A 24,167-nucleotide genomic window follows, 5' to 3' on the forward strand; every position below is an offset into this window, starting at 1 on the left:
AACTCCCCCCTGTGGACACTTCCGAAAAAGCTAAGCGACAGAGTCAGTTACCCATCTCCGCTGATCTCCAATACGAACCAACCGAGTGCGTAACCCACCGAAATAATGGGGGGAGGGGGTAGAAGCTAGAAGTGGTCTAGCTACACTGATTTTAAATGATGATTCGAAACGGACTGGTAAGCTCCAGGCAGGGTTAGAGCGTTAATCTGGCGGCGCCGTAAGATCATCGGGAGTGTTGTTTCCGGTTAATTGTTTCGCGTGTTGGCGTATCTCGCAACGTCGCATTCATTCCGGTCGAAAAGGTGCCGCATGAGCCTGATGGAATTGGAAATTGAACGTCAATCGAATCCGGTCGACATGATCGAATTCGTCGCTGCGTCCAACGACTGGACGTTTGAACGCTCCGGCGAAGACGAAATTGCCATGACCGTGGAAGGTCGCTGGACCGACTACCACGTGTCATTTTCCTGGATGGAGGATTTCGAGGCGCTGCATCTGGCCTGTGCATTCGATCTCAAGATCCCCGATACGCGCATGAACGAGATCCTCCGCCTGCTGTCGCATGTGAACGGCCAGACGCTGATGGGCCATTTCGATCTGTGGCGTCAGGAGGATGTGATCATTTTCCGTCAGTCGCTGCTTCTGGCCGGCGGTGCTGAACCAACCAATCAGCAGGTGGAAGTGTTGCTTTCCAGCGCGCTGGATGCCTGTGAGAGCTATTATCAGGCATTCCAGTTCGTCGTCTGGTCGGGTATGGAAGCCAAGGCTGCCATGGATGCGGTTCTTTTCGAAACTGTTGGCGAGTGCTGAACATGGTGGCTGGCAGCGGATCGATCGTGCTCGTCGGCGCCGGCAATATGGGCGGCGCCATGCTGTCCGGCTGGCTGGACAAGGGTGTTGCAGGCAACCGGATCACAGTCGTCGATCCGTCTCCTTCGGAGAAAATGCAGGCGAAAATTTCGGCAGCAGGCGCAAAACATGCGACATCGCTGCCCGAAGGCATGATCGCCGACATCCTTTTCCTGGCAGTCAAGCCACAGATGATGGATACGGTTCTGCCGCCCTTGAAAACAACTGTTGGCGGCAAGACGGTTGTCGTTTCCGTCGCGGCAGGCAAGACACTCAACTATCTTCAAAGCCATCTTGGTGATGCGGCCATGGTCCGTGCCATGCCGAATACCCCGGCGATGATCGGCCGCGGCGTGACTGGCGCTTTCGCCAATCAGCGTGTCAGTGATCAGCAGCGTCAGGCTGTCGATGAATTGCTCAGGGTCAGCGGACCCGTTGAATGGGTCGCAACCGAAGCCGACATCGACGCCGTGACGGCGGTGTCGGGCAGCGGGCCTGCATATGTATTCTATCTCGTCGAGTGCATGGCAGAGGCGGGTCGCAAGTTGGGCCTGCCGGCGGACCTCGCCATGCGGCTCGCGCGGGAGACCGTCTCGGGGGCTGGTGAGTTGTTGAACCAGTCCCCGGAGGACGCGTCTCAGCTTCGCAAGAACGTTACGTCGCCGGGTGGCACGACGGCTGCAGCGCTTTCCGTGCTGATGGCGGATGACGGTATACAGCCGATCTTCGACAAGGCGATTGCCGCCGCACGCACACGGGCCGAAGAACTGGGCAGCTGAGCAGATAAGGTAGCAGGCATGGCAGACGAGATTACATACGGGGATTTCGAAAAGGTCGATATCCGGGTTGGAACCATCGTCGAGGCCGAACCCTTTCCGGAAGCTCGCAAGCCTGCTTACAAGCTGAAGATCGATTTCGGTCCCGAGATTGGTGTGAAGAAATCATCTGCGCAGATCACCGTGCACTACACGCTGGATCAGCTAATCGGTCGTCAAGTTCTCGGTGTCGTGAATTTTCCGCCGCGCCAGATTGGTCCGGTTCGTTCCGAAGTGCTCACCCTGGGCTTCGAAGACGATAATGGGGCGATCGTGCTTGCCTCGGTTACGCAGGGTGTTCCGAACGGGCGCAAGATGATGTGAGCTGGCGACGGAAGCTCCGCTAATTCACATTTCGTTTTCATGTAAATTACGGCGCCTGATTATGTTTCCGTGCGTGCTGCGAGAAGCCGCATCTGAAAACCTGTCTTAGATTGCTCAAATCCAGCAGCGAGATAGAAGTCCAAAATCTCGCGCCGTTTCGAGCCAGTCATCAGCATCACCTTATAACAATCGGCCTTCCATGCTGCGTCCGCGGCATGTTGGAGGATCCGTTTGCCAAAACCCCGATTTCGAAAACCGCGGTGTGTGACGACATTCTCGATCAGGCCATATGATCGACCGCCTCGCGTGAGGTTGGGGATCACGACAAGCGTGCATGACGTCGCCAATACGCCGTCTGCCAAACCGATGACAATCATGCTGCCCGCATAGGCTTGAAACCGTTCAAATACGTCATGCGCCAATTCGAGGTGGGGCTTATCATCCCCTTCGGCCAGATGTTGATACAGTTCGATCAGGGCAGGTAGATCGCTCTGATCTGCTTGCCTGATGTCCAGGACCGTCTCATCCAAATCGTTCACGCCGGTATCCGCACGATCGCCCGCAAGCCGCCGCTCGGGCTTTCTCCCAGTGTGACGTTGCCGCCGTGCGCGCGGGCGATGTCGCGGGCGATGGCAAGGCCGAGGCCGGTGCCGGAACTGTCCAAATTCCGAGCCTCATCTAGCCGGTAGAAGGGTTTGAAAACCTCCTCGCGTGATTCCGCCGGTATGCCTGGGCCGTCATCGTCCAAAGTCAGGGTGAGCCACTTGGCGCTATGTTTTGCGTGAATGTGCAGCGTCTTGGCATAACGCTCGGCGTTGGATACCAGGTTGCCTGCCAGGCGGGCGAAGGCATTTGGCCTCACCGCGATTTCATCCTCGCCGTCGATTTCGTAGGTCAGTTTGCGACCGCGCAGTTCGAAGTCACTGCGGAAGCGCTCCAGCAATTCGCTGAGCTTTAGTGTTCCGAAATCCTCTTCCGCTTCGCCCTTGGCGAAGGCCAGGTAGCCTTCCAGCATGGACTGCATGTCGTTTACGTCTTCGGTCATGCCGGAGAGTTCCGGTTTATCGCCGGCAAGCGCCAGTTGCAGCTTGAATCGGGTGAGGATGGTGCGCAGGTCGTGGCTGATGCCGGCGAGCATGGCGGTGCGCTGTTCCATCTGCCGTTCGATGCGCTCGCGCATCTGGATGAAGGCGAGGCCGGCGCGGCGAACCTCGTCTGCGCCACGAGGTGAAAAGCCTTCCGTCTTCTGGCCCTTGCCGAAACTTTCGGCTGCATTGGCGAGTGAAAGAATGGGGCGGATCTGGCCGCGCAGAAACAGAATGGAGATCAGGACAAGGACTAGCGCAATGCTGACCATCCAGACCAGGAAGATGTGGGTGTTGGAGGCGTAGGTAGACCCACGGCGAACAAAAACCCTGAGTACGCGCTGATCAAGTTTGATGCGGATCTCGACGAGTTTGCTGTCGCCGACCGTATCTAGCCAGAACGGCATCTTGATCTGTTGGGTGATCTGGTCGGTCAATATGCTATCCAGTATCGAAAAGAAGGGCCGCGGCCGGGGCGGCGGCAATTGCCCGTTCTCCTCCACAGCGATCGTCAGGTCCAGTGTCTGGTCTGCTATCCGCGTGATTTCATTGTAGTTGCTGTCTTGTGGGTAGCTGCGAATGACCTCGATAATGGCCGCAATATCACGGACGGTGCCATCCGAAAGGCGCTCGGTGACCATGCGCCAGTGCCGTTCCATGAAAACGGCTGCGACCGCGGTCTGCAGTAACAACATGGGCAGGATAACGATCAGCAGCGAGCGGGTATAAAGCCCCGTCGGCAGCCAACGTCGCAGCCAGCGCGTTAGTGGACGCCAGCCCGGAATGCTGAGCGCTGCCGCGTTCTGTCTCAGCGTGTCGAAAAACGCCATTGCTTCTCCATTGCCGACCGTTCCAGGTCGACTAGTCGATGCTCAGCCTGTAGCCGATGCCTCTAACCGTCTGAAGATAGACCGGATTGGCCGGATCGTCTTCTATCTTCCGCCTGAGGCGATTTATCTGCACGTCGATCGTTCGCTCCCCGACATCGGAATCATCACCGATCAGTTCATGGCGCGGGATGGTATCTCCAGCGCGCATGGCAAACATGAGCATGATTTCCTGTTCCCGGTCCGTCAGTCGAATGGTTTCAGCCGCTCGACGCAGTTCCTTGCGGGATATGGAGAAAGTGAACGGTCCGAAGATCACCTGCTCGATCTTGGGTGTCTCGGACGCGCTGCGGCGCAGAATATTGTTGATGCGCAGAACCAGTTCGCGCGGGTCGAAAGGTTTTGCCAGATAGTCATCGGCACCGGCTTCCAGCCCTTCGATGCGGGCATCCGCCTCGACGCGCGCCGTCAGCAGGATAACCGGGATCGTCTTCTTTTCGTAAAGCGACTTCGTCAGAGACAAACCGGATTCACCCGGCATCATGACATCCAGAATGATCAGGTCGAAATGCAGACCTTCCAGCTTGCGCCGCGCTTCCGCCGCATCGCCTGCGATGGTAACGCGAAAGCCCTGTTCCGCAAGATAACGGTTGAGCAGGTCGCGGATGCGCTTGTCGTCATCGACGATCAGCAGGTGAGGTGCATCATCTGTCGGCGGTGTTCTCGTCATAAGGGCATCCTACACATCATCGGCGGGCGGCAGGCTTTCGTCGCGGCCTCGCATTTTCTTCAGGAATTCCTTCACTGCCTCGCGATTGCCCGGCGTCAGGTCTTCCATGGCATGGGCGATGCGCAATGATTGCGGCTCCGATAGGGCAAGCGACAATTCCCGGCCGGCCAAGGTGGGGTAGAGCCGCCGCTCGCGCCTGTCCTTCGCTCCCGCCATCTGGCGAATGTAACCGGAATCGATGAGGTGCTTCAGGACGCGCGAGAGACTTTGCTTGGTAATCTGCAGCGTTTCCAGAAGGTCGCTTACCATCAAGCCGGGATGGCGGCTGACGAAATATACGACGCGGTGATGCGCCCGACCCATGCCTATCCTTGCCAGAATGGCATCCGGATCGGAAATGAAATCGCGATAGGCGAAAAAGAACAATTCGATAGTCTCGAAGTCGATCCGGCTTTCATCGACTGCCGGCATTGGCAGCTGGTCTTTCCTGACGGGTTTGGCCGCCATTGATCGAGACACGTTCAGTTCCTTTCTACGGTGCGGCGTGGAATGCCGCGCCACATACCCCTGCGATTGTAATGCGTCGTGCTCGATAAAGCGCGATCGGCTTGAACAATCAACAGAATTTGTGTGATTTCGACCGAGATACTCTGCGAACGGCGTCGATCCTATCAGCTTCGGTTTACACGGAGCGATGGAACCTTATGGCGTGCCCCTCATTAAAACAGCCAGAGACCTTGGAGAGTTTTAATGCAGACATATTCAGCCTTGCCGCCGATCACGATCGACAGACCCCAGCCGCATCCGCTGCGGGCTGTGTTCGTAACGGTGATTGCCCTAAAGCTCGTGGTATGCGCTTTTCTTCTGGCCAACGCATCGCTCGCTCCTCCGGTCGCGGCTGACACACGCTACATGGTTGCTGCCGACGAGTGAATTTCTGGCTGCTTTCTGTTGCTGCAGGCGATATATCCGGCAAGGCGTAATCAAGCCAAGGTCGGAGATCATGGGAAAACTTCAAGCCGGGATCATTCCCGTCACTCCGTTTCAGCAGAACTGCACAGTATTCTTCGATGACGAGACCCGCGAAGGCGTGGTGGTGGATCCCGGCGGCGACGTATCGCTGATAGAGCAGACGGTGCGTGAGAATGGGTTGTCGATCAAAGAGATATGGATCACCCACGGACATATCGATCACGCTGGCGGAGCAGACGAACTTCGCGAAATCCTGAATGTGGAGGTCATCGGACCACACGTGGACGATCTGCCTTTACTCGAAAGGCTGGAGACGCAGGCTCAGTCTTTTGGTGTCAGGATGGAGGCGCGTAATCTTGTTCCGGACCGCTGGCTGTCCGAGGGAGATATTGTGTCTTTTGGCGAGCATGTTTTCGAAATCTATCATTGCCCTGGACATGCGCCCGGGCACGTCATCTTCTTCAACCGCGCACAGCGCTTCGCGCATCTGGGGGACGTGCTTTTCAATGGCTCGGTAGGACGGACGGATCTGCCGGGGGGCGATCATCAGACCCTTCTCAATTCGATCAGGGAAAAAGTCCTGCCGCTTGGCGACGATGTCGGTTTCCTGTGTGGTCACGGTCCAGGGGGACGTATTGGCGAAGAGCGCAGAAACAATCCCTATCTGCAGGATATGTATTCGATCTAGGAATAGGGGCCGCGCGCCACATTCTACAATCTTCGAATGCGCGAGATCACGTCGAGATTACTGCGTTTTACAAGGAGTGTGAGGCGCAGGATCTAAATCTATGGCATAAAAAAACCCGGCAAGACTGCCGGGCTCCAACTTGGGTCAAAGCCTCACAGGCTTAGCCGTCGATCTGCAGGTTAACGGCCTTAGGGCCTTTCCCGCGGCGATCCGGCTCCGTGTCGAAGCTTACTTTCTGATTTTCGGAAAGACCGGACAGGCCAGACGCCTGGACGGCAGAAATGTGGACGAAGATATCGGCGCCGCCATTATCTGGCTTGATGAAGCCGAAGCCCTTGTCGGTATTGAAGAATTTTACAGTGCCAGTTTCGGCCATGCAGCAGGTCCTTTTCTTTCTGTCCGTGTTCAGCGGCGGACAGCACAACACTATTGCCCCCAAAGGGGGCGGCGGCAGGCAGTTTTAAGAAAGGGTCCCTGTGTTACCGCGGAGAATGGCAGGAATAGATTTTTTCAAATTGCCCCCAAGTTCCCCGCCCGAAGTTTTGGCGACTTCGGATCGCATTATTATAGGTCTTCCCATGCTCGTAAATTGCCCGAACGGGGGCAGATTGCTGTGTTTATAGGGAATTGGCAAGAAAAAGTTTTGCGAAACTGCGCCGTGAAGTTGAAAAGGCATTGCCTCGGAAGCCGTTGGAACGTAGGCGTTTTTGACTGGTGGACAGCTTTGGCGCTATGAAATCCATCCAACCATCATTGATTGTATTCAACAATGTGCGGGTTTGGCACAGTGAGTGGATTGCGACTGGTGGATCCATCTTGTCCGATGGAAGCGTCTCGACACCGTTTGCTGATCGGTTACCCGCTCATAAATTGGCCGCATTTTGGGATGTGCAATTCCCTTTCTTCCGGTTTTGCACGGGGAGCAACAATAGGTTGCGCCTGTGGGTCACTCGGCATTAACCACCACGATGGTGGCCTGATTGAGTGTTCACGGAGTTTGATAGGTCGTATTCAAGCTTTCCGCTTGAAAGAGCGGGCCTCATTCGACATACAACTTCGGGCGATTTTTTTGACCTTCGCCGCGTTGCAACAGCTCTCAGGACCTCGATTATGGCCTTTCTTGCCGATGCCCTCTCCCGTGTAAAGCCGTCCGCCACCATCGCCGTTTCTCAGAAAGCGCGCGAGCTGAAAGCGAAAGGCCGGGACGTAATCGGTCTTGGAGCCGGCGAGCCGGATTTTGACACGCCTGACAACGTCAAGCAGGCGGCGATCGACGCGATCAACCGCGGCGAGACGAAGTACACGCCGGTTTCTGGTATTCCGGAACTGCGCAAGGCCATTGCCGCGAAGTTCAAGCGTGAAAACGGCCTCGACTACGATTGGCAGCAGACGATCGTCGGTACCGGCGGCAAGCAGATTCTTTTCAACGCCTTCATGGCAACACTTAATCCGGGTGATGAAGTTGTCATCCCGGCTCCCTACTGGGTTTCCTATCCTGAAATGGTGGCGCTGTGCGGCGGTACGCCGGTTGCCATTTCGACAAGCCAAGAAAACGATTTCAAGCTCACGGCTGAAGAGCTAGAAAGCGCCATCACCCCGAAGACGAAGTGGTTCATCTTCAATTCGCCGTCCAACCCGACGGGCGCTGCCTATAGCGCGGCCGAGCTGAAGGCTTTGACCGACGTGCTGCTCAAGCATCCGCATGTCTGGATCCTGACCGACGACATGTACGAGCATCTCACCTTCGGTGACTTCAAATTTGCAACGCCGGTGGAAGTCGAGCCGAAGCTCTATGATCGCACGCTGACGATGAATGGTGTGTCGAAGGCTTATGCAATGACCGGTTGGCGTATCGGTTATGCAGCCGGTCCGCTGCCGTTGATCAAGGCCATGGACATGATCCAGGGCCAGCAGACCTCGGGTGCATCGTCGATTGCCCAGTGGGCGGCCGTCGAGGCGCTGAATGGCCCGCAGGACTTCGTCGCCAAGAACAAGGCGATCTTTGAAGGCCGCCGCGATCTCGTCGTGTCGATGCTGAACCAGGCCACCGGCATTGTTTGCCCGAAGCCGGAAGGTGCCTTCTACGTTTATCCGTCCTGCGCCGGCCTGGTCGGCAAGACGGCTCCGTCGGGCAAGGTTATCGAGACGGACGAGGATTTCGTTTCCGAACTTCTGGAATCGGAAGGCGTTGCCGTCGTTCACGGTTCGGCCTTCGGCCTTGGTCCGAACTTCCGCATTTCCTATGCGACTTCGGAAGAGCTTCTCGAAGAAGCCTGCAAGCGTATCCAGCGCTTCTGCGCTGCCTGCCGGTAATCGCTGACTACCTTTTACGAAAAAGCCCGCCGGAAACGGCGGGCTTTTTTGCGTTTGCGATCTGCGGCGGCTTCAGAAGCGACGGCTGAGCGAAATCTTAAAGTTACGGCCAGGCATGGCGGTAATGCCATCGTTTAGATAAGGCTCGTATTTCTTGTCAAAGATATTCTCGATCGCCGCGTGCAGCTCGGTATCTTTCATGAAACCTTGCTTCGGCGTCCAGTCAAGGAAGATGCCATGCACCGCATAGCCGGGGCTTTCGGGCCGGGCGTAGGTGGAACCCATGAATTGCCGGATAGGTGTCTTGTCCTGCGCCTTCACAAAGGTGCCGGTCCAGCCAAAGGACAGGTCGTGATCAGGCATTTTAATGCCGAATGTAAGGTCGGCCGTAGTCGGGGCCAGATCGTTTAAATAGGTCCTTGGTCCGCGAATGTCGTTGACGGCGCCATGCCGAGTACCTGTCATCATCGAGAAGCCGAGATCCGCGAACATCCAGTCGGTGTCATAGTGTGCCTGGATCTCAAGGCCGGTCGTGTAGTAGGCGGGCACGTTCCAGTACCAGTCCACTCCATCGGCACCCATGCCTGACAGATTTCGGCTGCCGAAACGCCGCGCTACCGGATTGGTCACGTGGTTGTTGAAGACGGCGACCCGCGTGGAGAGCGTATCTCCGGATGTGATCACGTCATCAAAGTTGAAATCGACGCCAAGATTGATTGTGTTGTTTCGTTCAGCCTGCAGTTCCCGGCTGGTTGCTGGTGCTGAGCTGAGTGCGCTCTGGTTGGAATATAGTTCGTCGATGTTGGGCGCGCGCATGGCATAAGCCCAATCGGCGAACAAGCGTATATTCGGCGTCGCAGTCCAAGCCAGGCTTACAGCCGGAGTGAAGCCATGATGATCGACTGCCGAAAAATCGTGGCCGGCTGCCGGATTGTTGTAACGCGGAGCAGCGTTAGGAACGCCTTCCGAGCGCACCCAGTCGAAGCGCAATCCCGGTGTCAGGGTCAGGCTATCGGTCAGGTTGATCGTATCGCGGATAAAAGCGGAAGCGGTGTCCTGCGTGCCTTCTGGCATGAAATACGGTGCGTAATGCCCATAATTATAGTCTGGTTTTGTGCTGTTGGCGATGTCGAACATGGAGATATCACGCTTGTGAGCGTTGTATTGCAGGCCATAGTTGATGCTGTGCTGCATTCCGCCCAGAGTGAGATCCGAGGTGTTTTCCAGTTCCAGATGAATGTCGGAGTAAGCTGCGTCGTTTTCCAGTCCGCCAACGGAAGCAGCTGGACTTTGATCGCCCGGGCGGGTCGCGTGCTGGCGCGTTGAGGAGTAGCTCGCCATGAAATGAGGATTCCAGAGTGCGCTGTCACCGGTATACTTATAGTCGAAAGTTGTGGTCAGATCCTTGAGTTCACGCCAGGCCAACCGGCGCCTAACCGCTTCCTGATAACCGTATTTTTTGATGTCGCTTGCATTGACTTCGAGTTGTCCGCGGATTGCAGCGACCGGTCCCCAGTTGTTGCTCTCACCATAGAGCAGCGATGTCTTGATCTCGTGGCCGTCGAACTCCGCGCCGAATTTACCCATGCCTGAGGCGAGCTTCTCATCGGAGAACAGATAACGCTCGCCCCCGCCGATCCGCATGTCATCGCCCTTGCGCCACGTCAGAGAGAGGATGCCGTCATAGGTAACCGGGGTTCCGAAATCCGAGCGACCGTAGAGTGCGCCGGTTTCCAGGAACTGCCTGTTGGCCGTCTGGTAGGCGGTCTTGCCGTAGAAACCCCAGGTCTGGCCGGGCTTCAGCATATCGGCCGCATCCTTGCTTTCCATTCGGATCGTGCCGCCGAAGCCGCCATTGCCGTAACGCACCGATGTGGCGCCCTTGTCTATCTCGACGCGTTTCAGCAATTCAGGCTCAACGAAGATCGTGCCCTGATCGTATTTTTCGAAATTTTTCGGAGCACCGTCGAGCAGGACGCGTGTATCGGTCTGGCGGGAGAAGCCACGGATGGAGATGGTCTGCCCCTGAAGCCGCACGCCGCCGCCCATGGAGACGCCTGGCGTGTGTTTTATGAGTTCGGGAATGCTGGCAGCCTGTATTCTCGCCATCGATGCCTGGTCGATCGCTGATTTGCTCGGGTCCCCGTCGCCATAATAGCGGCTGCCGGTGAGAATGATCGGCTCCAGAGCCGTCTGTTCGCCAGATGTTGCATCCGCTCCGCCTGCCTCACTCAAAGTCACCATTGACGTGCCAGAGTAGCGATATGAGATGCCGGTGCCGACCAGGAGGCGAGATAGCGCCGCCTCCACGGTCAAGTTTCCAGAAATGCTCGCTGTCGAGACGCCCTGTGTTACCGAAGCGTCGAAAGCAATCTGTAGCCCCGCCTGTGCCGCGAGAGCATTGAGTGCTCTGGTCAATGTACCAGCAGGAATATCAATTGAAACGGTGGCGACTTGCTGGGCGCGTGTCGCCTCGACCGTCGAAAATAGTGCGGCACCGCTCAAAAGTACGGCAAGTATCCGGCGCTGTCTGTGCATGCTGCTGTGTGTCGTCGAATGTGTCATAGGCCCCCGGACCTGTCCGTTGAAATGTACTTCTGCGCGGTTGACGGGCGGGGACGCGCTTTTGGGACAGGGCGAAGAAAAAAATTACCGTCGCAGGACCGCGAGGTAGGGACCGAGCCGGGTAATCCGGATGCCGATCGCGTTCGCAAAGGCGTCAAGGGCCGCATCGGGATGCGCCAGATCAAGGCTTCCCGAAATCCTTCTGTCTGCGAGATCGGACTGCGCGATCACTATCCTGCCTGGAATGTAGCGATCGATCCGCTCCACCACCAAAGACAGCGGGGTGTTGTCAAAAACGATCCTGCCCTGCCTCCAGGCGGTCGCGGTGTCCATATCTGCCGCCTCTGCGACTTGAAGACGGCCATCGGGATCGTAGGAAATCTGCTCACCTTCGTGGAGCCGATGCGCCCGATCGCCGTTTTCGGAGGCGACCATGACGGCGTGCTCGGTGACGACCACCATTGTTTCCCGCTTCGTGAGGTTGATATCGAAGGCAGTGCCGAGTGCGGTTGTCGTGCCTTTGCCCGCTTTCACAACGAAAGGGCGCGTCTGATCTGCTGCGACCTCGAAAAAGGCTTCGCCGCGCAAGAGGGTTATCCTGCGCTCGTTTGGCAGGAGATGGATGGCTATTGCGGATTCGGCATTCATCTCGACCTTGGAGCCGTCCGCCAGAGTTACGATTTGTTTCTGGCCCGTGCCTGTCATGACATCTGCGCGCAAGCGCATCGGCCCATCAGCCAAGGTGAAAGCTATAGACCCAGCTATAACCAAAAGCAGACCCGCTACGACATTGCGTGGGCGCAACAGCGGCTTGTGTGCCGCATTTCGGGCAAAATCCAGATCATTGCTCAGAAGATGGCTGGCATCGCCCATGGCGCGGCGCGCGCGGTCAAAAATCTGGCCTCTGGCTGGATCCTCATTCAGCCAATGTTGAAATCGCTCCTGCAGCGCTGCATCATCCGGATACTCCTGAAGCCGCAACATCCAGTCGACCGCCTGTGCGCGCAGTTTCTTCTCGTTTGCCTTCGTGTCCACCATGCTCAAAGCGTATCTTCCAGCCGATCCAGGCAATGGAGATAGGCCTTTCGCAGGTGGCGGTCGACCATGTTACGGCTGATTTTCATGCGCTCGGCAATCTCGTCGGCAGAGAGCTTGCCGACACGGCTTGCGATGAAGACGCGTCGCCGCTGCAACGACATTTCCATGATCGCCGCTTTCAATATACCCAGCCGATGTTCAAGATCCATCGCATGGTCTGGCGAGGCGATTGATGCGCCGACGGCCAGAGCCTCCTGCTCGGTTCCTGAGAACAGGCAGGCTTCGAAGCGTTCCCGCCGAAATCGGTCGATGCCGAGATTGATGCAGGCGCGTATCAGGAAGGCTTTCAGCGACGCCTTGTTTTCAAGAGCGGCGTCCTTCTGGCGCAGACGAATGTAAAGGTCGTGGACGATCTCCTGTATGTTTGCAGGATTGTGGCCCCGCCGTCGCACGCTTCCACAAAGCTCGTCGTAATAAGCAAGAATAGCCCGATCCAGCAGCGGGTTTTCACCGGCCGAAGAGGCATGTTCGCTAGCAGAGGAGGCGCGAAAATGCGCTGTCATGAGAAACTCGGATACGAAGGCCGAAGGGTGAGCACCGTCTCTTAGATGACGGGAAAACCTATTGCAATAAATATGATGATTTTAATCATGTTTATCGTCGACCGACGTATGATGACGATCATGTCGACATCGGGCGGCCTGATCCCGCCCGATGTCGAGGCAATGCCTAAGCCTTTGTAAGCTTGATGATCGTGGATTTTCCACCGCCCCGTTGTTCGGTAACGGCATAAACTGCCCCGTCCGGCCCAACCTTCACGTCGCGGATGCGGGCGTTGAGCGGTACGCGTTCTTCATAAGCGACCTTGTCACCATTCATGTGCAAAACGACGACGCCTTGGCTGACCAGCCCTCCAACCAGGAAGGCATTCTTCCATTCGGGAATGGCGTCGCCGTCATAAAAGGCCATGCCCGAGGGGCCGATTACCGGGTCCCAGTAGTAGACCGGTTGCTCGGTTTCTGCTTTTTCCGTAATGCCGCTGCCAACCGCGTTTCCGTTATATTCAACGCCGTAGGTGACTTCCGGCCAGCCATAGTTCTTGCCGGCCTCCGGCCTGTTCAGTTCGTCGCCGCCGCGTGGGCCGTGTTCGACGGTCCAGAGGCGTCCCTGAGCGTCCAGAGTGGCGGACTGCATGTTGCGGTGGCCGAGGCTCCAGATTTCCGGCTGGGCGCCATCCGTATTGATGAAGGGGTTGTCTGGAAGGGCCTTGCCGCTAGCGTCAATCCGGAAGACCTTTCCAAGCCCGCTGCCGAGCTCCTGGGCTTGAACGCGTGGCTGGCGGTCTGAGCGTTCCCCAACCGTCACGTAAAGCTCGTTGTTCGGGCCGAATGTGAGGCGCGAACCGAAATGCGAGCGTCCGTCGTAACTCGGTGTCTGACGGAAGATGACACTCACGTCTTCAAGCTTGCCGCCGCCATTATCGTCAGCCACCAGTTTCGCCGAGGCGACAGATGTGCCGTTTCCGTCCTCGCGTGGTTCCGAGAAGGAAAAGAAGATCATGCCTGATGTTGCATAATCCGGTGCGAGTGCGACATCGAGCAATCCGCCCTGACCTCCAAACGCCACTTCGGGTACGCCCGCGATTGCCGGACCGGCGTCGCCTTCCTGAGAGATGATATGCATGGCACCCTGTTTGGCGGTGACCAGCATGCGCCCATCGGGCAGGAACTCCATCGCCCACAGATGCGGCAGATCATCCGCAAAAACTTCGGTGCTGATCTTCGGCATTGTTGCCGGTTGCGGTGCGCGCGTCTGATTTTCGAAGGATGGCTTTTGGTCCGGGGCGTTGGCGCGGCCCGTTTCTGCGGGCTGGCCAGTGGTCTGGGCGAGAGTTGGAGTGGAGATGAGTGCGGATGTAATAGCCGTGCAGGCCAGCATGAGGGTGAGGCGTTTCATTCTATCTCCCTTTGAAATGAACTCCTGGATGGAGATAGGCGTTTGCGCCGAAAGGGCCGAACACGTGTCGATCAAGTTTAGTTTATGACGCCGGCGGCAAGGATGGAGCATTGATGGATTGAATCCGGAAACCTTTTCAGGTGTTTGATACTGCTTTTCTTTTCGTCATAAGCCTAGGAAAGTCAGCATGACGAACGTGGCGAAGAGCACGAAATGCGTCATGCCTTCGATCGCGTTCGTCTGCCCGTCATTGAGGTTGATCGCCGCAACAATGAGAGTGATTGCGACCATGACCGTCTGGACCGGTGTCATCGCCATGAGGAAAGGCTGACCGGTGTAAAGCGCAATGGCCTCCATGACCGGTACGGTCAGGATGACGGTGGAAAGAGATGCGCCCATGGCGATGTTGACGACTGATTGCATGCGGTTCTTGAGCGCCGCGCGCAGTGCAGTCAGAATTTCGGGTGCCGCCGAAATCGAGGCGACGACAACAGCCATCAGGGCAGGTGGGGCGCCTGTTCCCTCCAGCCCTTCATTCATGAAGGCTGACATGAACTCGGCGAGAACGCCGATAATCAGGACACCGACCAGGATGATGGCAATGGAAAGGGTTGCAGATTCCTGTTCTCCTTCGGTCTCCGCAGCCGGCTTGGGCGGGGCATGCGTGGATGCGGCAGTAGAGCCGACACTGGAAGTGGCTGCAGCCGTGGCCTGGCCGCGATAGCTGTAGCTGAAGAAATAGCTGTGGGTGCCGACCTGCATCTTGAGGAAAAGCGCATAAAGGGCCACCATCGCAAAGATGGTGAAGGCGGAATAATAGTGCCATTTGGCTTCCGGAATGAATTCCGGGACGATCATGGATATGCCCATGGCCGTCAGGATCATGGCACTGTAGGTGCGGCTCGAATCGTCGTTATAGGGCTGCTCCCCGTGCCTCAAGCCGCCGAGCAGAGCCGCGAGCCCGAGAATGCCGTTGATATCGAGCATGACTGCCGAATAGATCGTATCACGCACCAAGGTTGGCGAGCTGCTGCTTCCCATCATGATTGCAAGGATCAACACCTCCACTGCAACTGCGGAAAGGGTGAGGATCATTGTGCCGTAAGGGTCGCCGACCTTATGGGCCAGGACCTCCGCATGGTGTGCCACACGGGTGGAGGCCATGACAATCACGACGATAAGCGCGCAGGCCGCGATCATCGACACGAATTGTCCTTGCTCCAGCAGTGTGTGTTCGAACAGGTAGGAGAGGATCGCAAATCCGAATGCGATAAGAAGAAAGCTCTCCTGTTTCAAAATTGCCGTCATCTTGAATGCGCTCCTGTTCGTGCTGATGATCTAACGCTGCGGTGCAGCGCATCAAGAACCCTTTGATAAGAGGGTGAGCATTTGCGCTATTTGGACGATAATGCCATTATTTCTTCTGTGGCCTGGAACTCTGTTGCGGTCTTTTGCATCTTCACCACGGTGCCGCAGGCGGACAGATGTCCGATGTGTCGTGATGCGGCCACGCGTTAAGGAGGATTTATGACCAAGGTCGTTTACAAGATCGTGCCGCATGACGGCGGTTGGGCCTATCGTCTCGGCGATGTTTTCTCCGAGACTTTTCCAAGCCGCTCAGATGCTATGCAGGCTGCGCGCATCGTGGCGGCGGAACAGCAGGTCGGCGGCGAACCGGAAGAGATCAGCTGGCAGGACGACAAGGGTGTCTGGCACAGTGAACACAGCGACGGAGGCGATCGCCCGGAGGCTGAGGTTCAGGATGGTGATGGCGAGCAGGTAGGTGCGCGCTAATCCGCGTGTGATCGTCATGAACTCGGGTTCGCCAATGACAGAAAAAGGGCCGCGTTAAGCGGCCCCCGGTTTCGTTGATTGGTTTCAGGCAGCCGTATCGAGGTTGGGATAATCGGTATAGCCTTTGGCGCCACCGCCGTAGAGGGTGGCCTTGTCCAGCTCGTTGAGCTCAGCGTTCGTTTGGAAGCGCTCTACGAGATCCGGGTTGGCGATGAACAGCTTGCCGAAAGCCACTGCATCGGCATATCCGCTTTCCACGGCCTGCTCGGCTGCGGCCTTGTCGTAGCCATTATTGACCAGCCATGCTCCTGACCCACCGGCTTTGCGAAAGATATCCTTCAATTCCTGATAATTGAACGGCTTGCCGCCCTGGGTGAAATCGCGATCTCCGCCCGTTGCGCCTTCTATGACGTGAATGAAGGAAAGGCCGCGCGAGCCGAGTTCCTTGATCAGGTGGTTGAATACGGCCTGTGGCTGGCTCTCTGTGATACCGTTTGCAGGCGTGACCGGGGAGAGGCGGATGCCGACCCGGCCGGCGCCGATTTCCTTGGCCACGGCGTCGACAACTTCTAGCGCGAAGCGAACGCGATTTTCGATCGAGCCGCCGTATTCGTCCGTACGCTGGTTGGCGCCGTCCTTGAGGAACTGGTCGATAAGGTAGCCGTTTGCTCCATGGATTTCCACGCCGTCAAAGCCGGCATCGATTGCGGCGCGTGCGCCCTTTGCATAATCGGCGACAATTCCGGAAATTTCGGCGATCTCCAACGCACGCGGAGCCGAGGTCTCGGCGAAGGCGCCATTTCCATTTTTATCGATGATGTAGGTCTTGCCGCCAGCCGGGATTGCCGAAGGGGCGACGGGTGCTGCGCCATTCGGCTGCAGCGAAACGTGCGATACGCGGCCGACATGCCAGATCTGCGTGACGATCTTTCCGCCCTTCTTGTGAACGGCGTCGGTTACCTTTTTCCAGCCGGCGACGGCTTCTGGAAGATAGAGGCCCGGCACGTCGGCGTAACCTTGGCCCTGTTGTGTGACCGGCGTGCCCTCGGTGATCAGAAGGCCTGCAGAGGCGCGCTGTTCGTAATAGGCTGCGTTGAGATCGTTCGGGATTGCCTTGGGCGAGCGGTTGCGCGTGAGCGGCGCCATGACGATCCTGTTGGCCAGCTGGATGTCACCAAACTTCACCGGGTCGAAGAGTGTGGTCATTGTGAAAGTCCTTTTACCTTTGGCATTAGGGGAGGAGGGGAGCTGGATCAGAGTGTCGATTTCAGCTCATTCAGGAAGGAAGCGATATTTTCTTCGTCGCGGCTGTAGAATGCCCACTGGCCGATGCGGTTCGTCTTCAGCAGTCCTGCCTTTTCGAGCGTGGCGAGGTGGGCAGAAACCGTCGATTGCGACAGGCCGCATTTCTTTTCGAACTGGTTGGCGCAGATGCCCATTTCCAGCGGGTGAGCCTGGTCGCAGAAATGCTGTTCAGGTTCTCGCATCCATTCCAGAAACGACACCCGTACCGGGTGAGCCAATGCCTTCAGGATCTCCGTCTTGTCTATCATCATCGTGTATCGCCTCCAGTCGATATGTAGATCGGATTTTTCCGATTTAAAGAGGCAAAAAAATCGGGCCAACGGATTTCTCCGCGGCCCGTCAAGTGTGAAGGTCAAAAAACCTCCAGAGGGGAACAGTCGACGCGGATGGCGGGAAACCATCGTGTCATCGACTGATATCAATATGGGGTTGTACACTGCTCCACACAAGGGGCTTGGTGAAGATATTAAACGCAGAGAGATGATTATTGCTGCAGCAGATTGGCGCAGCTTTGTGCGGTTAGCTACAAAAGGGCAAAAAAAGAGGGCCACCGGATCGCTCCAGGGCCCTTTGAAGTGTGAAGGTCAAAAATGAACCTCCAGAGGGGAACAGCTGCTGCGGTGGAACTGGGAGGAAAGCCACCATGTGCATCAGCTGAGTGCGATATGATGGTTTTTTGTGCATTGTGCAATCATATTTTGTGCAGGACTGCCATGCTTTGGGCGCATGGCTTTGTCTTAAAACTTGCATAAATGCAAGAGTCGGGCAGCAACGCGTTGGATTTGCTTTGTATGCCGGGATTTAGAAATTCCAGTTTCTGGCTTTCGTGACGATAAAGTCGCGGAAGGCCTTAAGCTTCGCCGCGTTCTTCATTTCATCCGGATAGCAGAAATATGTGTCGAAGGTCGGAATGTCGGCATTGATGGCCAGCTGAATCAGCCCCGGATCCCGTCCAACGATATAATCCGGCAAAACGGCGATGCCGATGCCGAGCAGGCAGGCTCGCTTGATTGAGGTCTGGCTGTTGATCTGCAGATGCGGGGCGCGCGTGTTATCAGAGTTGCGGCCAGCATATTCGAGCCAGTTTACATCGAGCAGATAGTTTGGCGCGGGTTCGCCGAACGTGATGATCCGATGGTTGTCGAGATCTTCGACGGTTTGTGGCTCACCGAAGCGGTTGATGTAGGACGGTGCCGCATAGACATGCATATGCACAGTGAAGAGCTTGCGCTGGATCAGATCGGATTGCTGCGGCTGGCGAAGCCGGATGGCGCAATCGGCATGGCGCATGTTGACGTCGACTTCCTCGTTGTCGAGAATCAGCTGCACAGACATTTCCGGGTAAAGCTGCAGGAATTCCTGCACCTTGTCGGTGAGCCAGCCCTGGCCGAGGCCGACCGTGGTGGTGACGCGCAGCTTGCCGGAAGGCTTGTCCGTCGTTTCCGTCAACTGAACCTTGACGGTTTCGAGCTTGAGCAGGACATCGTGGGCGGTGCGATAGAGCAGTTCGCCCTGTTCGGTCAGGATCAGGCCGCGGGCATGGCGGTGAAACAGCTTTACGCCCACGTCCTGTTCAAGGGCGCTGACCTGGCGGCTGATCGCCGACTGGGACAAATGCAGCTTGTCGGCGGCATGCGTGAATGAACCGGCTTCGGCTGCCGCATGAAAAATGCGCAATTTATCCCAGTCTAAAGGAACGCCCATGCTTACTCCGCAGCTATGGAGACCGGCTGGATGCCGGCCAGGTAACGCTCGGCCTCAAGAGCGGCCATGCAGCCCATTCCGGCCGCGGTGATCGCCTGCCGGAAGGTGTCGTCGGTCACGTCGCCTGCTGCAAAGATGCCAGGCACGTCTGTTGCGGTCGAATCGGGCGCGGTCCAGAGATAGCCGCCTGCCTTCATCTTGAGCTTGTCCTTGAACAGTTCCGTTGCCGGCGCATGGCCGATGGCGACGAAGACGCCGTCGATCGGCTGTTCGGTGATTGCGCCGGTCAGCGTATTGCGCAGCTTGACGCCTTCCACGGAAGGCGGAAGCGGTGGCTTGGCAGGCTTGCCGGTAATCTCGTGGATCTCGGTGTTCCACAGGACCTTTACATTGGGGCGCTGGAAGAGGCGTTCGCGCAGGATTTTTTCCGAGCGGAACTCGTCACGGCGATGCACGACGGTGACCGACTTGGCGATGTTCGACAGATAAAGCGCTTCCTCGACGGCCGAGTTTCCGCCGCCGACCACGATCACATCCTTGTTGCGATAGAAGAAGCCGTCGCAGGTAGCGCAGGCCGATACGCCAAAGCCCTGGAAATGCTGTTCGCTTTCAATGCCCAGCCATTTTGCCTTTGCGCCGGTCGCAATGATGATCGTGTCCGCAGTCCAGACTGTTCCGGAATCGGTTTTGACGGTGAAGGGGCGGGCGGTCGTCTCGACTTCGGTCACGAGGTCGTTGACGATCTCTGCGCCCACATGGGTTGCCTGCTTGAGCATCTGCTCCATCAGCCAGGGGCCTTGGATGGGATCGCCGAATCCCGGATAGTTCTCTACATCCGTGGTGATCATCAACTGGCCGCCCTGTTCCATGCCGGCGATCAAGACCGGCTTCAGCATGGCACGTGCTGCATAGATGGCTGCGGTGTATCCGGCGGGGCCTGAACCGATGATCAGCACTTCCGTGTGACGAGCGGACATGAATATTTCCTTTCAAGCGCGGATATGAACTCCGCCCCATATAGGAAGGGCGTTTTTGCTCTGCCGCTTTTTGACTGTCATCTAATGTCGATCCATGCGTCAGTGCAAGGGCAGGCTTGCATTAACAACAGGACAGTTGGTCGCGAGCGTATGGCGTCGAGAACCGGATTTGGCATGCGGATTGTAACAACGTCTCCAAATATCCCTGCGAACTTTGCCTGCAACATCTGGTGCGCGGTTCCGCGGGGCTGTATTTGCTTACGCCTTGCGTTAAACGCTGTTTCGATTAAAAGCCATCCCATCCAAGGGGGAATACCGTGCTCCGCGCCGATCTCGATGCCATCGATATAAAGATTCTGAAGGAGCTCCAGCAGGACGGGCGCATCACCAATGTGGAGCTCGCCGAACGTGTCGGCATTTCCGCACCACCCTGTCTTCGGCGTGTGCGCAAGCTGGAAGAGGCCGGTATCATCGAGGGGTATCACGCGCTCCTGAACGGCCAGAAACTCGGCTTCGACCTTACTGCCTTCTGTATGGTCGGATTGAAGCGTCAGTCGGATGCTGACCTGAAGGGATTTGCCGCCACGGTGCAGCAGTGGCCGCTGGTGCGGGAGGCTTGGATGGTGAATGGAGACAGCGATTTTCTGTTGCGCTGTACCGCAGAGAACCTGACGCAATTCCAGGACTTCGTTATCGAGGTGCTGACTGCTGACGAACATGTCGATACGGTGAGGACGATGCTGACCATCCGGCAAGTCAAACAGTTGGGTTTGGTCGAAGTGTAATTCGCATCATCTTCACGATCACAAGAAGATGTCGCTCGAAGTCCGCAGGTATTGGAAATGCTGACGCCCAAGAACACCCTGATTTGCATATTCTCGTATAATATGGGGGTTACGCTGGAGCGTTGCATCCAATCGACGCTGAGGATGTGCCCGGGCTTCGATCTGGCTATTGTGGATGATCAAAGCGAAGACAACGAGACCCGCTCGGTTCTAGAGCGCCATAAAAACGAATTCCGCTTTTTTTCCATTTCCCAAGCGAAGAAAGAAGGCAAGAAGCACGGCAACCTCTATGAGAATATTCAGTCCATGTGCGATCTGGCTCTCAGAGAGGGCTATGAATACATATTCCTCGTTCAGGATGACATGCAGTTTGTGAGGCCGCTGGACGAGAATATCTGCCGGCAGTATTCCGATCTGTTCGCGGCGAACGAGAACGTCTTGCAGGTCGATCCTCGTTTCCTGCGTAGAAGCGAGCAGTATGAAGTTCTCGAGGAATTAAAGGCCTATCAGTTCGCAGAAGGTGATCCGCGCCGCTCCTATGCGGATGTGGGTATATTACGTCTTTCTATCTTGAAATCGCTGGCTTGGACTTTCCGTGCCAGCGAGGGAGAAAACAAGCGGGCGCTGGCGGAGTTGGGCTACGTCCGGCTCTTCCCATATTCGCCGATCATAACGCACGTTCCGTTTCCTGTTACCTTTCGAAACGGAAAGAAGAGACCTGCCAAATTCCTCTTCTATCGTGGAGAATACGAGTTCCACGAAATGACGCCGAGCGAACAGCAGTCCATGGATAGCCGGCCTATCCAGGCAATACCTTATTTTCGTAAATATCTGCGCCCTAAAAATATGGTATTCGCGCGTCTGGTATATGCCTTGGTGACCGATGGTTCCGCATTGCGCTGATGTCGATTGAGAGGCCCGCCATGAATAGCAAGATCTCTTGGGAAACGCTCTGCGGCTACCTGAGAAACAAGGCCGTAAAGAAAAGCGGAAGGATGGTTGGGCGAATCCGACGGGCGTTGGGAATGACCTATCGATCTCCTGTTGATGAAGGGCAGCTTTTTGCACTGCTGGATGGAAAGTCCGTCGCCCTTGTGGGAAATGCGCAAAGTTTGTCGCAGAAGGTGCAGGGACCTGAGATCGATGCCTGCGATGTGGTTATTCGATGCAATCGGGCTCCGATCCCGAATGTAGCTTCGCATGGCGCACGCACCGATTTCATCGCGACAAGCACTGAACTTGAAGAAAGCATCATGGCCGAGAAGGGGGCAAGCCATATCTTGTGGATGTCTCCGCCACGTTACGCCCTGCCTGGCTGGATTGTTCGTTGCCGAGGTTTTTTCCTCTATCCGAAGAGGCGCCACGAGGTCCTGTCTCGCGAGGTTGCCCGACCTACAACAGGATTAATGGTCATCGATTTGCTGAGTGCTTCGCCGTGCCGGTCGGTTCTGTTGTTCGGGTTCGACTTCTTCAAGACCGGGTCCATCTCCAATATGCCAACAAAGACGGCGATACCCCACAATGGCGATGCTGAGGAAAGTTTCGTACGGACACTTATCGCAAAAGATACAAGGTTCATTCTGAAGTGAACTGCCGGGCATGCCTGCCAAGCATATCGCTTTTGGACATTACATGAAGGAAACCATGCAGAAGATTGGCGAATTTTGGGTGCCGGATATTGACGCGGCTCCGGGCGATAATTTCGAGAAGAGCCGCCGCGGTTTCGAGCAGAAGGCCGGTGTTCAGATCGCTCACCTTGAGCGCGCGCTTGAATTTGTTCCGGGCCGCCTGGTCGCCGTTGACGGAGGGGCCAATGTCGGTTCATGGACCAAGAAAATGGCGCAATATTTCAGCGCCGTTCATAGTTTTGAACCCAACCCCGACGCATTTGCCTGCCTGGCGCGCAATGTGGATGATTGGGGCGTGGCGAAAATTGCCACCGCATATGCAAAAGGTTTGTCCGACCAGCATGAATTCGTTTCCATCGGCACCAAGGAAGGTGCTCGCACGGTTACGGGAAAAATTGTCGGCAAGGGCGATATCGAATGCATAACGATTGATAGCCTTGGCCTTGCAGAATGCTCTTTTCTAAAATTAGATCTCGAAGGTTATGAGCACCGTGCCTTGGCCGGTGCCGCGGATACCATTCGCCGCTGCAAGCCTTGGATACTCGTCGAGAACAAGCAAACCAATGTGGAGAAGATCCTCGGCGGTACGAAAGCAGAGAAATATCTTAAAAAAGTCGGGTATGGGTTGGTCGAGAAAATTGGCGAAAAACAGATCGATTGGCTGTTCCGTCCACCAGTTTGAAGGGCATTCAGCTTATAGCTAGATCCTGGCGTTTTCGGCAATGCTTCGAATTTCGTCGAAAACCTGGTCTGCCTTAAGCTTGCATTGGGCAAGGCCGTCTTCGATTTTCTGGCGCTCGGTATCCGAATAAGCTCTGCTATCGGGATCGGCCAGTCTCTCGCGCAGGTCGGTCAGCGTTATAAGTCGGCTTTTGCCGAGGTCGAGATCGTTCAGAAGCGCTTCAATCTTCCAGGAATTCGAATCCAGGGCCAAAAATGGCGTCTGGGTAAACAGGCAGAAGCAGATGGAGTGAAACCTGCCTGTGACATGAAGATAGCTTCGCTTCAAATCATCAATGAAGTCTGCTTCTGTCTTGTTGAACAGAACATTTCCGTGGCGTCTGGCAAAATTTGCGGCGTGAAGCCGGATATAGGCTTCACGCATGGCTTTCAGTGGCTGAGGGAAATGCGGTTTACTTGCCTTGATCGTCGTTGTGATGGGTAAAAGACGTGCTTCAGGGTATGTGGAGGCAATAGCCAGCAGTTCTCTTGATATTTCCTTGGATATGGAATCGCCGATCGTCAGAAGCTCTCTTTTGGCCGGCTGTTCCGCCAACATCCCTTCGGCGAGCGACAAATCCGGCACGAAAGTGACTTGGCGCCCAATTTGTTCTCGGACGACTTCCGCACTCCAGGAGTCACGTGTGGCGATCAACGCCATTTTATCAAGATATCTGTCCCAGGTCGCCGGATTTTCCTGATAAAGCGTGTTTATCAATACGACCGGCTTTGTGCCGCGAACGGGGTGATCCACGACCTTGAGAAGTCTTTCCCCCGCCTTGGCACCATGATGCAAGGTACCTTCGCCGTTAATTACGATAATGTCGCTTTGTGCCATTGCAGCCAGAAAATTCCGGTCCTTTTCCCAATCATTTCTGACCAAGCTCGTTGCTCGAACGGTTATGCCCTTCTCTGCAAGCTTTTCTTCGATGACACGCATCACACGGAAGCAGCCGAAATGATTGTCACCACGTGTGTCGTTCAGGATGACGGCTTTCAGCATGATGGAGGATACCTTCCGCATTTGCGGTTTTAAGCGACTCATTGGACTGACATTTAGGTTGGGTGCTCGCTCAGTATCAAGCGATGGAC

General features: G+C 56.2%; 26 protein-coding genes. 11 read left to right on the forward strand and 15 right to left on the reverse strand.

Annotated elements, in window-relative coordinates:
* Positions 1-309: 309 nt before the first annotated feature.
* The 3 genes from JZX87_RS17620 to JZX87_RS17630 are packed head-to-tail and all read left to right on the forward strand — an operon-like array spanning position 310 to position 1,988.
* The gene (locus JZX87_RS17620; protein WP_112456667.1) at positions 310-810 is read left to right on the forward strand and encodes a type III secretion system chaperone family protein; all 501 of its coding nucleotides are present in this window, start codon (positions 310-312) and stop codon (positions 808-810) included.
* Positions 811-812: 2 nt separating this feature from the next.
* Positions 813-1,628: a pyrroline-5-carboxylate reductase gene (gene proC, locus JZX87_RS17625; RefSeq protein ID WP_206827039.1), complete on the forward strand. Its 816-nt coding sequence runs from the start codon at positions 813-815 to the stop codon at positions 1,626-1,628.
* A gap of 18 nt (positions 1,629-1,646) precedes the next feature.
* On the forward strand, positions 1,647-1,988 hold the full coding sequence (locus JZX87_RS17630) for a tRNA-binding protein (RefSeq protein ID WP_148147511.1): 342 nt from the start codon (positions 1,647-1,649) through the stop codon (positions 1,986-1,988).
* A gap of 59 nt (positions 1,989-2,047) precedes the next feature.
* On the opposite strand, the gene JZX87_RS17635 is transcribed toward JZX87_RS17630, so the two are convergent.
* The 4 genes from JZX87_RS17635 to JZX87_RS17650 are packed head-to-tail and all read right to left on the reverse strand — an operon-like array spanning position 2,048 to position 5,101.
* Entirely contained in the window at positions 2,048-2,527 is a 480-nt protein-coding gene (locus JZX87_RS17635; protein ID WP_353654206.1) for a GNAT family N-acetyltransferase, read from the reverse strand.
* On the reverse strand, positions 2,524-3,903 hold the full coding sequence (locus JZX87_RS17640; protein ID WP_206827041.1) for an ATP-binding protein: 1,380 nt from the start codon (positions 3,901-3,903) through the stop codon (positions 2,524-2,526). Before JZX87_RS17640 ends, JZX87_RS17635 begins: the two co-directional genes overlap by 4 nt.
* 31 nt (positions 3,904-3,934) lie before the next feature.
* Positions 3,935-4,630 carry a response regulator gene (locus JZX87_RS17645; protein ID WP_148147513.1) on the reverse strand — a complete coding sequence of 232 codons (696 nt, stop codon included), beginning with the start codon at positions 4,628-4,630 and terminating at the stop codon, positions 3,935-3,937.
* Between the two features lie 9 nt (positions 4,631-4,639).
* A complete protein-coding gene (locus JZX87_RS17650) occupies positions 4,640-5,101 on the reverse strand; it encodes a MarR family transcriptional regulator (protein ID WP_183685845.1) in 462 nt (153 codons plus the stop codon).
* Positions 5,102-5,380: 279 nt separating this feature from the next.
* Between JZX87_RS17650 and JZX87_RS17655 the strand changes: the two genes are divergently transcribed.
* Together JZX87_RS17655 and JZX87_RS17660 are read left to right on the forward strand one after the other, a co-directional pair.
* The gene (locus tag JZX87_RS17655; RefSeq protein ID WP_148147514.1) at positions 5,381-5,563 is read left to right on the forward strand and encodes a hypothetical protein; all 183 of its coding nucleotides are present in this window, start codon (positions 5,381-5,383) and stop codon (positions 5,561-5,563) included.
* Between the two features lie 70 nt (positions 5,564-5,633).
* Positions 5,634-6,290, forward strand: a complete 657-nt coding sequence (locus JZX87_RS17660; protein ID WP_183821406.1) for an MBL fold metallo-hydrolase — start codon at positions 5,634-5,636, stop codon at positions 6,288-6,290.
* A gap of 160 nt (positions 6,291-6,450) precedes the next feature.
* On the opposite strand, the gene JZX87_RS17665 is transcribed toward JZX87_RS17660, so the two are convergent.
* On the reverse strand, positions 6,451-6,666 hold the full coding sequence (locus JZX87_RS17665; protein WP_112456660.1) for a cold-shock protein: 216 nt from the start codon (positions 6,664-6,666) through the stop codon (positions 6,451-6,453).
* Between the two features lie 734 nt (positions 6,667-7,400).
* Between JZX87_RS17665 and JZX87_RS17670 the strand changes: the two genes are divergently transcribed.
* Positions 7,401-8,603, forward strand: a complete 1,203-nt coding sequence (locus JZX87_RS17670; RefSeq protein WP_206827043.1) for a pyridoxal phosphate-dependent aminotransferase — start codon at positions 7,401-7,403, stop codon at positions 8,601-8,603.
* 72 nt (positions 8,604-8,675) lie between these two features.
* On the opposite strand, the gene JZX87_RS17675 is transcribed toward JZX87_RS17670, so the two are convergent.
* From JZX87_RS17675 to JZX87_RS17695, 5 genes are all read right to left on the reverse strand, one after another.
* Positions 8,676-11,141 (reverse strand): TonB-dependent receptor, encoded by a 2,466-nt coding sequence (locus JZX87_RS17675; RefSeq protein ID WP_286194837.1) that lies wholly within the window; start codon positions 11,139-11,141, stop codon positions 8,676-8,678.
* A gap of 111 nt (positions 11,142-11,252) precedes the next feature.
* On the reverse strand, positions 11,253-12,206 hold the full coding sequence (locus tag JZX87_RS17680) for a FecR family protein (RefSeq protein WP_206827046.1): 954 nt from the start codon (positions 12,204-12,206) through the stop codon (positions 11,253-11,255).
* A 2-nt stretch (positions 12,207-12,208) separates the two neighbouring features.
* The gene (locus JZX87_RS17685; protein WP_206827048.1) at positions 12,209-12,769 is read right to left on the reverse strand and encodes an RNA polymerase sigma factor; all 561 of its coding nucleotides are present in this window, start codon (positions 12,767-12,769) and stop codon (positions 12,209-12,211) included.
* Positions 12,770-12,935: 166 nt separating this feature from the next.
* Positions 12,936-14,162, reverse strand: a complete 1,227-nt coding sequence (locus tag JZX87_RS17690) for a PQQ-dependent sugar dehydrogenase (protein WP_206827050.1) — start codon at positions 14,160-14,162, stop codon at positions 12,936-12,938.
* A 165-nt stretch (positions 14,163-14,327) separates the two neighbouring features.
* The gene (locus JZX87_RS17695; RefSeq protein WP_206827052.1) at positions 14,328-15,470 is read right to left on the reverse strand and encodes a calcium:cation antiporter; all 1,143 of its coding nucleotides are present in this window, start codon (positions 15,468-15,470) and stop codon (positions 14,328-14,330) included.
* Between the two features lie 219 nt (positions 15,471-15,689).
* Here JZX87_RS17695 and JZX87_RS17700 point away from each other — a divergent pair, with 219 nt between their 5' ends.
* On the forward strand, positions 15,690-15,956 hold the full coding sequence (locus tag JZX87_RS17700; protein WP_206827054.1) for a DUF2188 domain-containing protein: 267 nt from the start codon (positions 15,690-15,692) through the stop codon (positions 15,954-15,956).
* Positions 15,957-16,040: 84 nt separating this feature from the next.
* Here JZX87_RS17700 and JZX87_RS17705 read toward each other — a convergent pair whose 3' ends face one another.
* The 4 genes from JZX87_RS17705 to trxB all read right to left on the reverse strand — a co-directional run bounded on the left by JZX87_RS17705 (position 16,041) and on the right by trxB (position 19,942).
* Positions 16,041-17,162 carry an alkene reductase gene (locus tag JZX87_RS17705; protein WP_206827056.1) on the reverse strand — a complete coding sequence of 374 codons (1,122 nt, stop codon included), beginning with the start codon at positions 17,160-17,162 and terminating at the stop codon, positions 16,041-16,043.
* Positions 17,163-17,209: 47 nt separating this feature from the next.
* Entirely contained in the window at positions 17,210-17,506 is a 297-nt protein-coding gene (locus JZX87_RS17710) for an ArsR family transcriptional regulator (RefSeq protein WP_148147669.1), read from the reverse strand.
* 556 nt (positions 17,507-18,062) lie between these two features.
* Complete coding sequence (locus JZX87_RS17715; RefSeq protein WP_148147523.1) at positions 18,063-18,965, reverse strand: LysR family transcriptional regulator VtlR; 903 nt, start codon at positions 18,963-18,965, stop codon at positions 18,063-18,065.
* A gap of 2 nt (positions 18,966-18,967) precedes the next feature.
* Positions 18,968-19,942, reverse strand: coding sequence for a thioredoxin-disulfide reductase (gene trxB / locus JZX87_RS17720; protein WP_183821412.1), 975 nt, complete (start codon positions 19,940-19,942; stop codon positions 18,968-18,970).
* A 317-nt stretch (positions 19,943-20,259) separates the two neighbouring features.
* On the opposite strand from trxB, the gene JZX87_RS17725 reads away from it, so the two are divergent.
* Genes JZX87_RS17725 through JZX87_RS17740 form a run of 4 tightly spaced genes read left to right on the forward strand, consistent with a single transcriptional unit; the run spans position 20,260 to position 23,037 of the window.
* A complete protein-coding gene (locus JZX87_RS17725; protein ID WP_206827060.1) occupies positions 20,260-20,727 on the forward strand; it encodes an Lrp/AsnC family transcriptional regulator in 468 nt (155 codons plus the stop codon).
* A gap of 57 nt (positions 20,728-20,784) precedes the next feature.
* On the forward strand, positions 20,785-21,630 hold the full coding sequence (locus JZX87_RS17730; protein ID WP_206827062.1) for a glycosyltransferase: 846 nt from the start codon (positions 20,785-20,787) through the stop codon (positions 21,628-21,630).
* Between the two features lie 20 nt (positions 21,631-21,650).
* Complete coding sequence (locus JZX87_RS17735) at positions 21,651-22,316, forward strand: glycosyltransferase family 29 protein (protein WP_206827064.1); 666 nt, start codon at positions 21,651-21,653, stop codon at positions 22,314-22,316.
* 43 nt (positions 22,317-22,359) lie between these two features.
* Positions 22,360-23,037 (forward strand): FkbM family methyltransferase, encoded by a 678-nt coding sequence (locus tag JZX87_RS17740; RefSeq protein ID WP_206827066.1) that lies wholly within the window; start codon positions 22,360-22,362, stop codon positions 23,035-23,037.
* A gap of 18 nt (positions 23,038-23,055) precedes the next feature.
* On the opposite strand, the gene JZX87_RS17745 is transcribed toward JZX87_RS17740, so the two are convergent.
* Positions 23,056-24,078 carry a polysaccharide pyruvyl transferase family protein gene (locus tag JZX87_RS17745; RefSeq protein ID WP_206827069.1) on the reverse strand — a complete coding sequence of 341 codons (1,023 nt, stop codon included), beginning with the start codon at positions 24,076-24,078 and terminating at the stop codon, positions 23,056-23,058.
* Positions 24,079-24,167 lie beyond the last annotated feature (89 nt).

It is taken from the genome of Agrobacterium sp. Ap1 (genome assembly GCF_017313375.1).
Classification (GTDB): Bacteria; Pseudomonadota; Alphaproteobacteria; order Rhizobiales; family Rhizobiaceae; genus Neorhizobium; species Neorhizobium cellulosilyticum.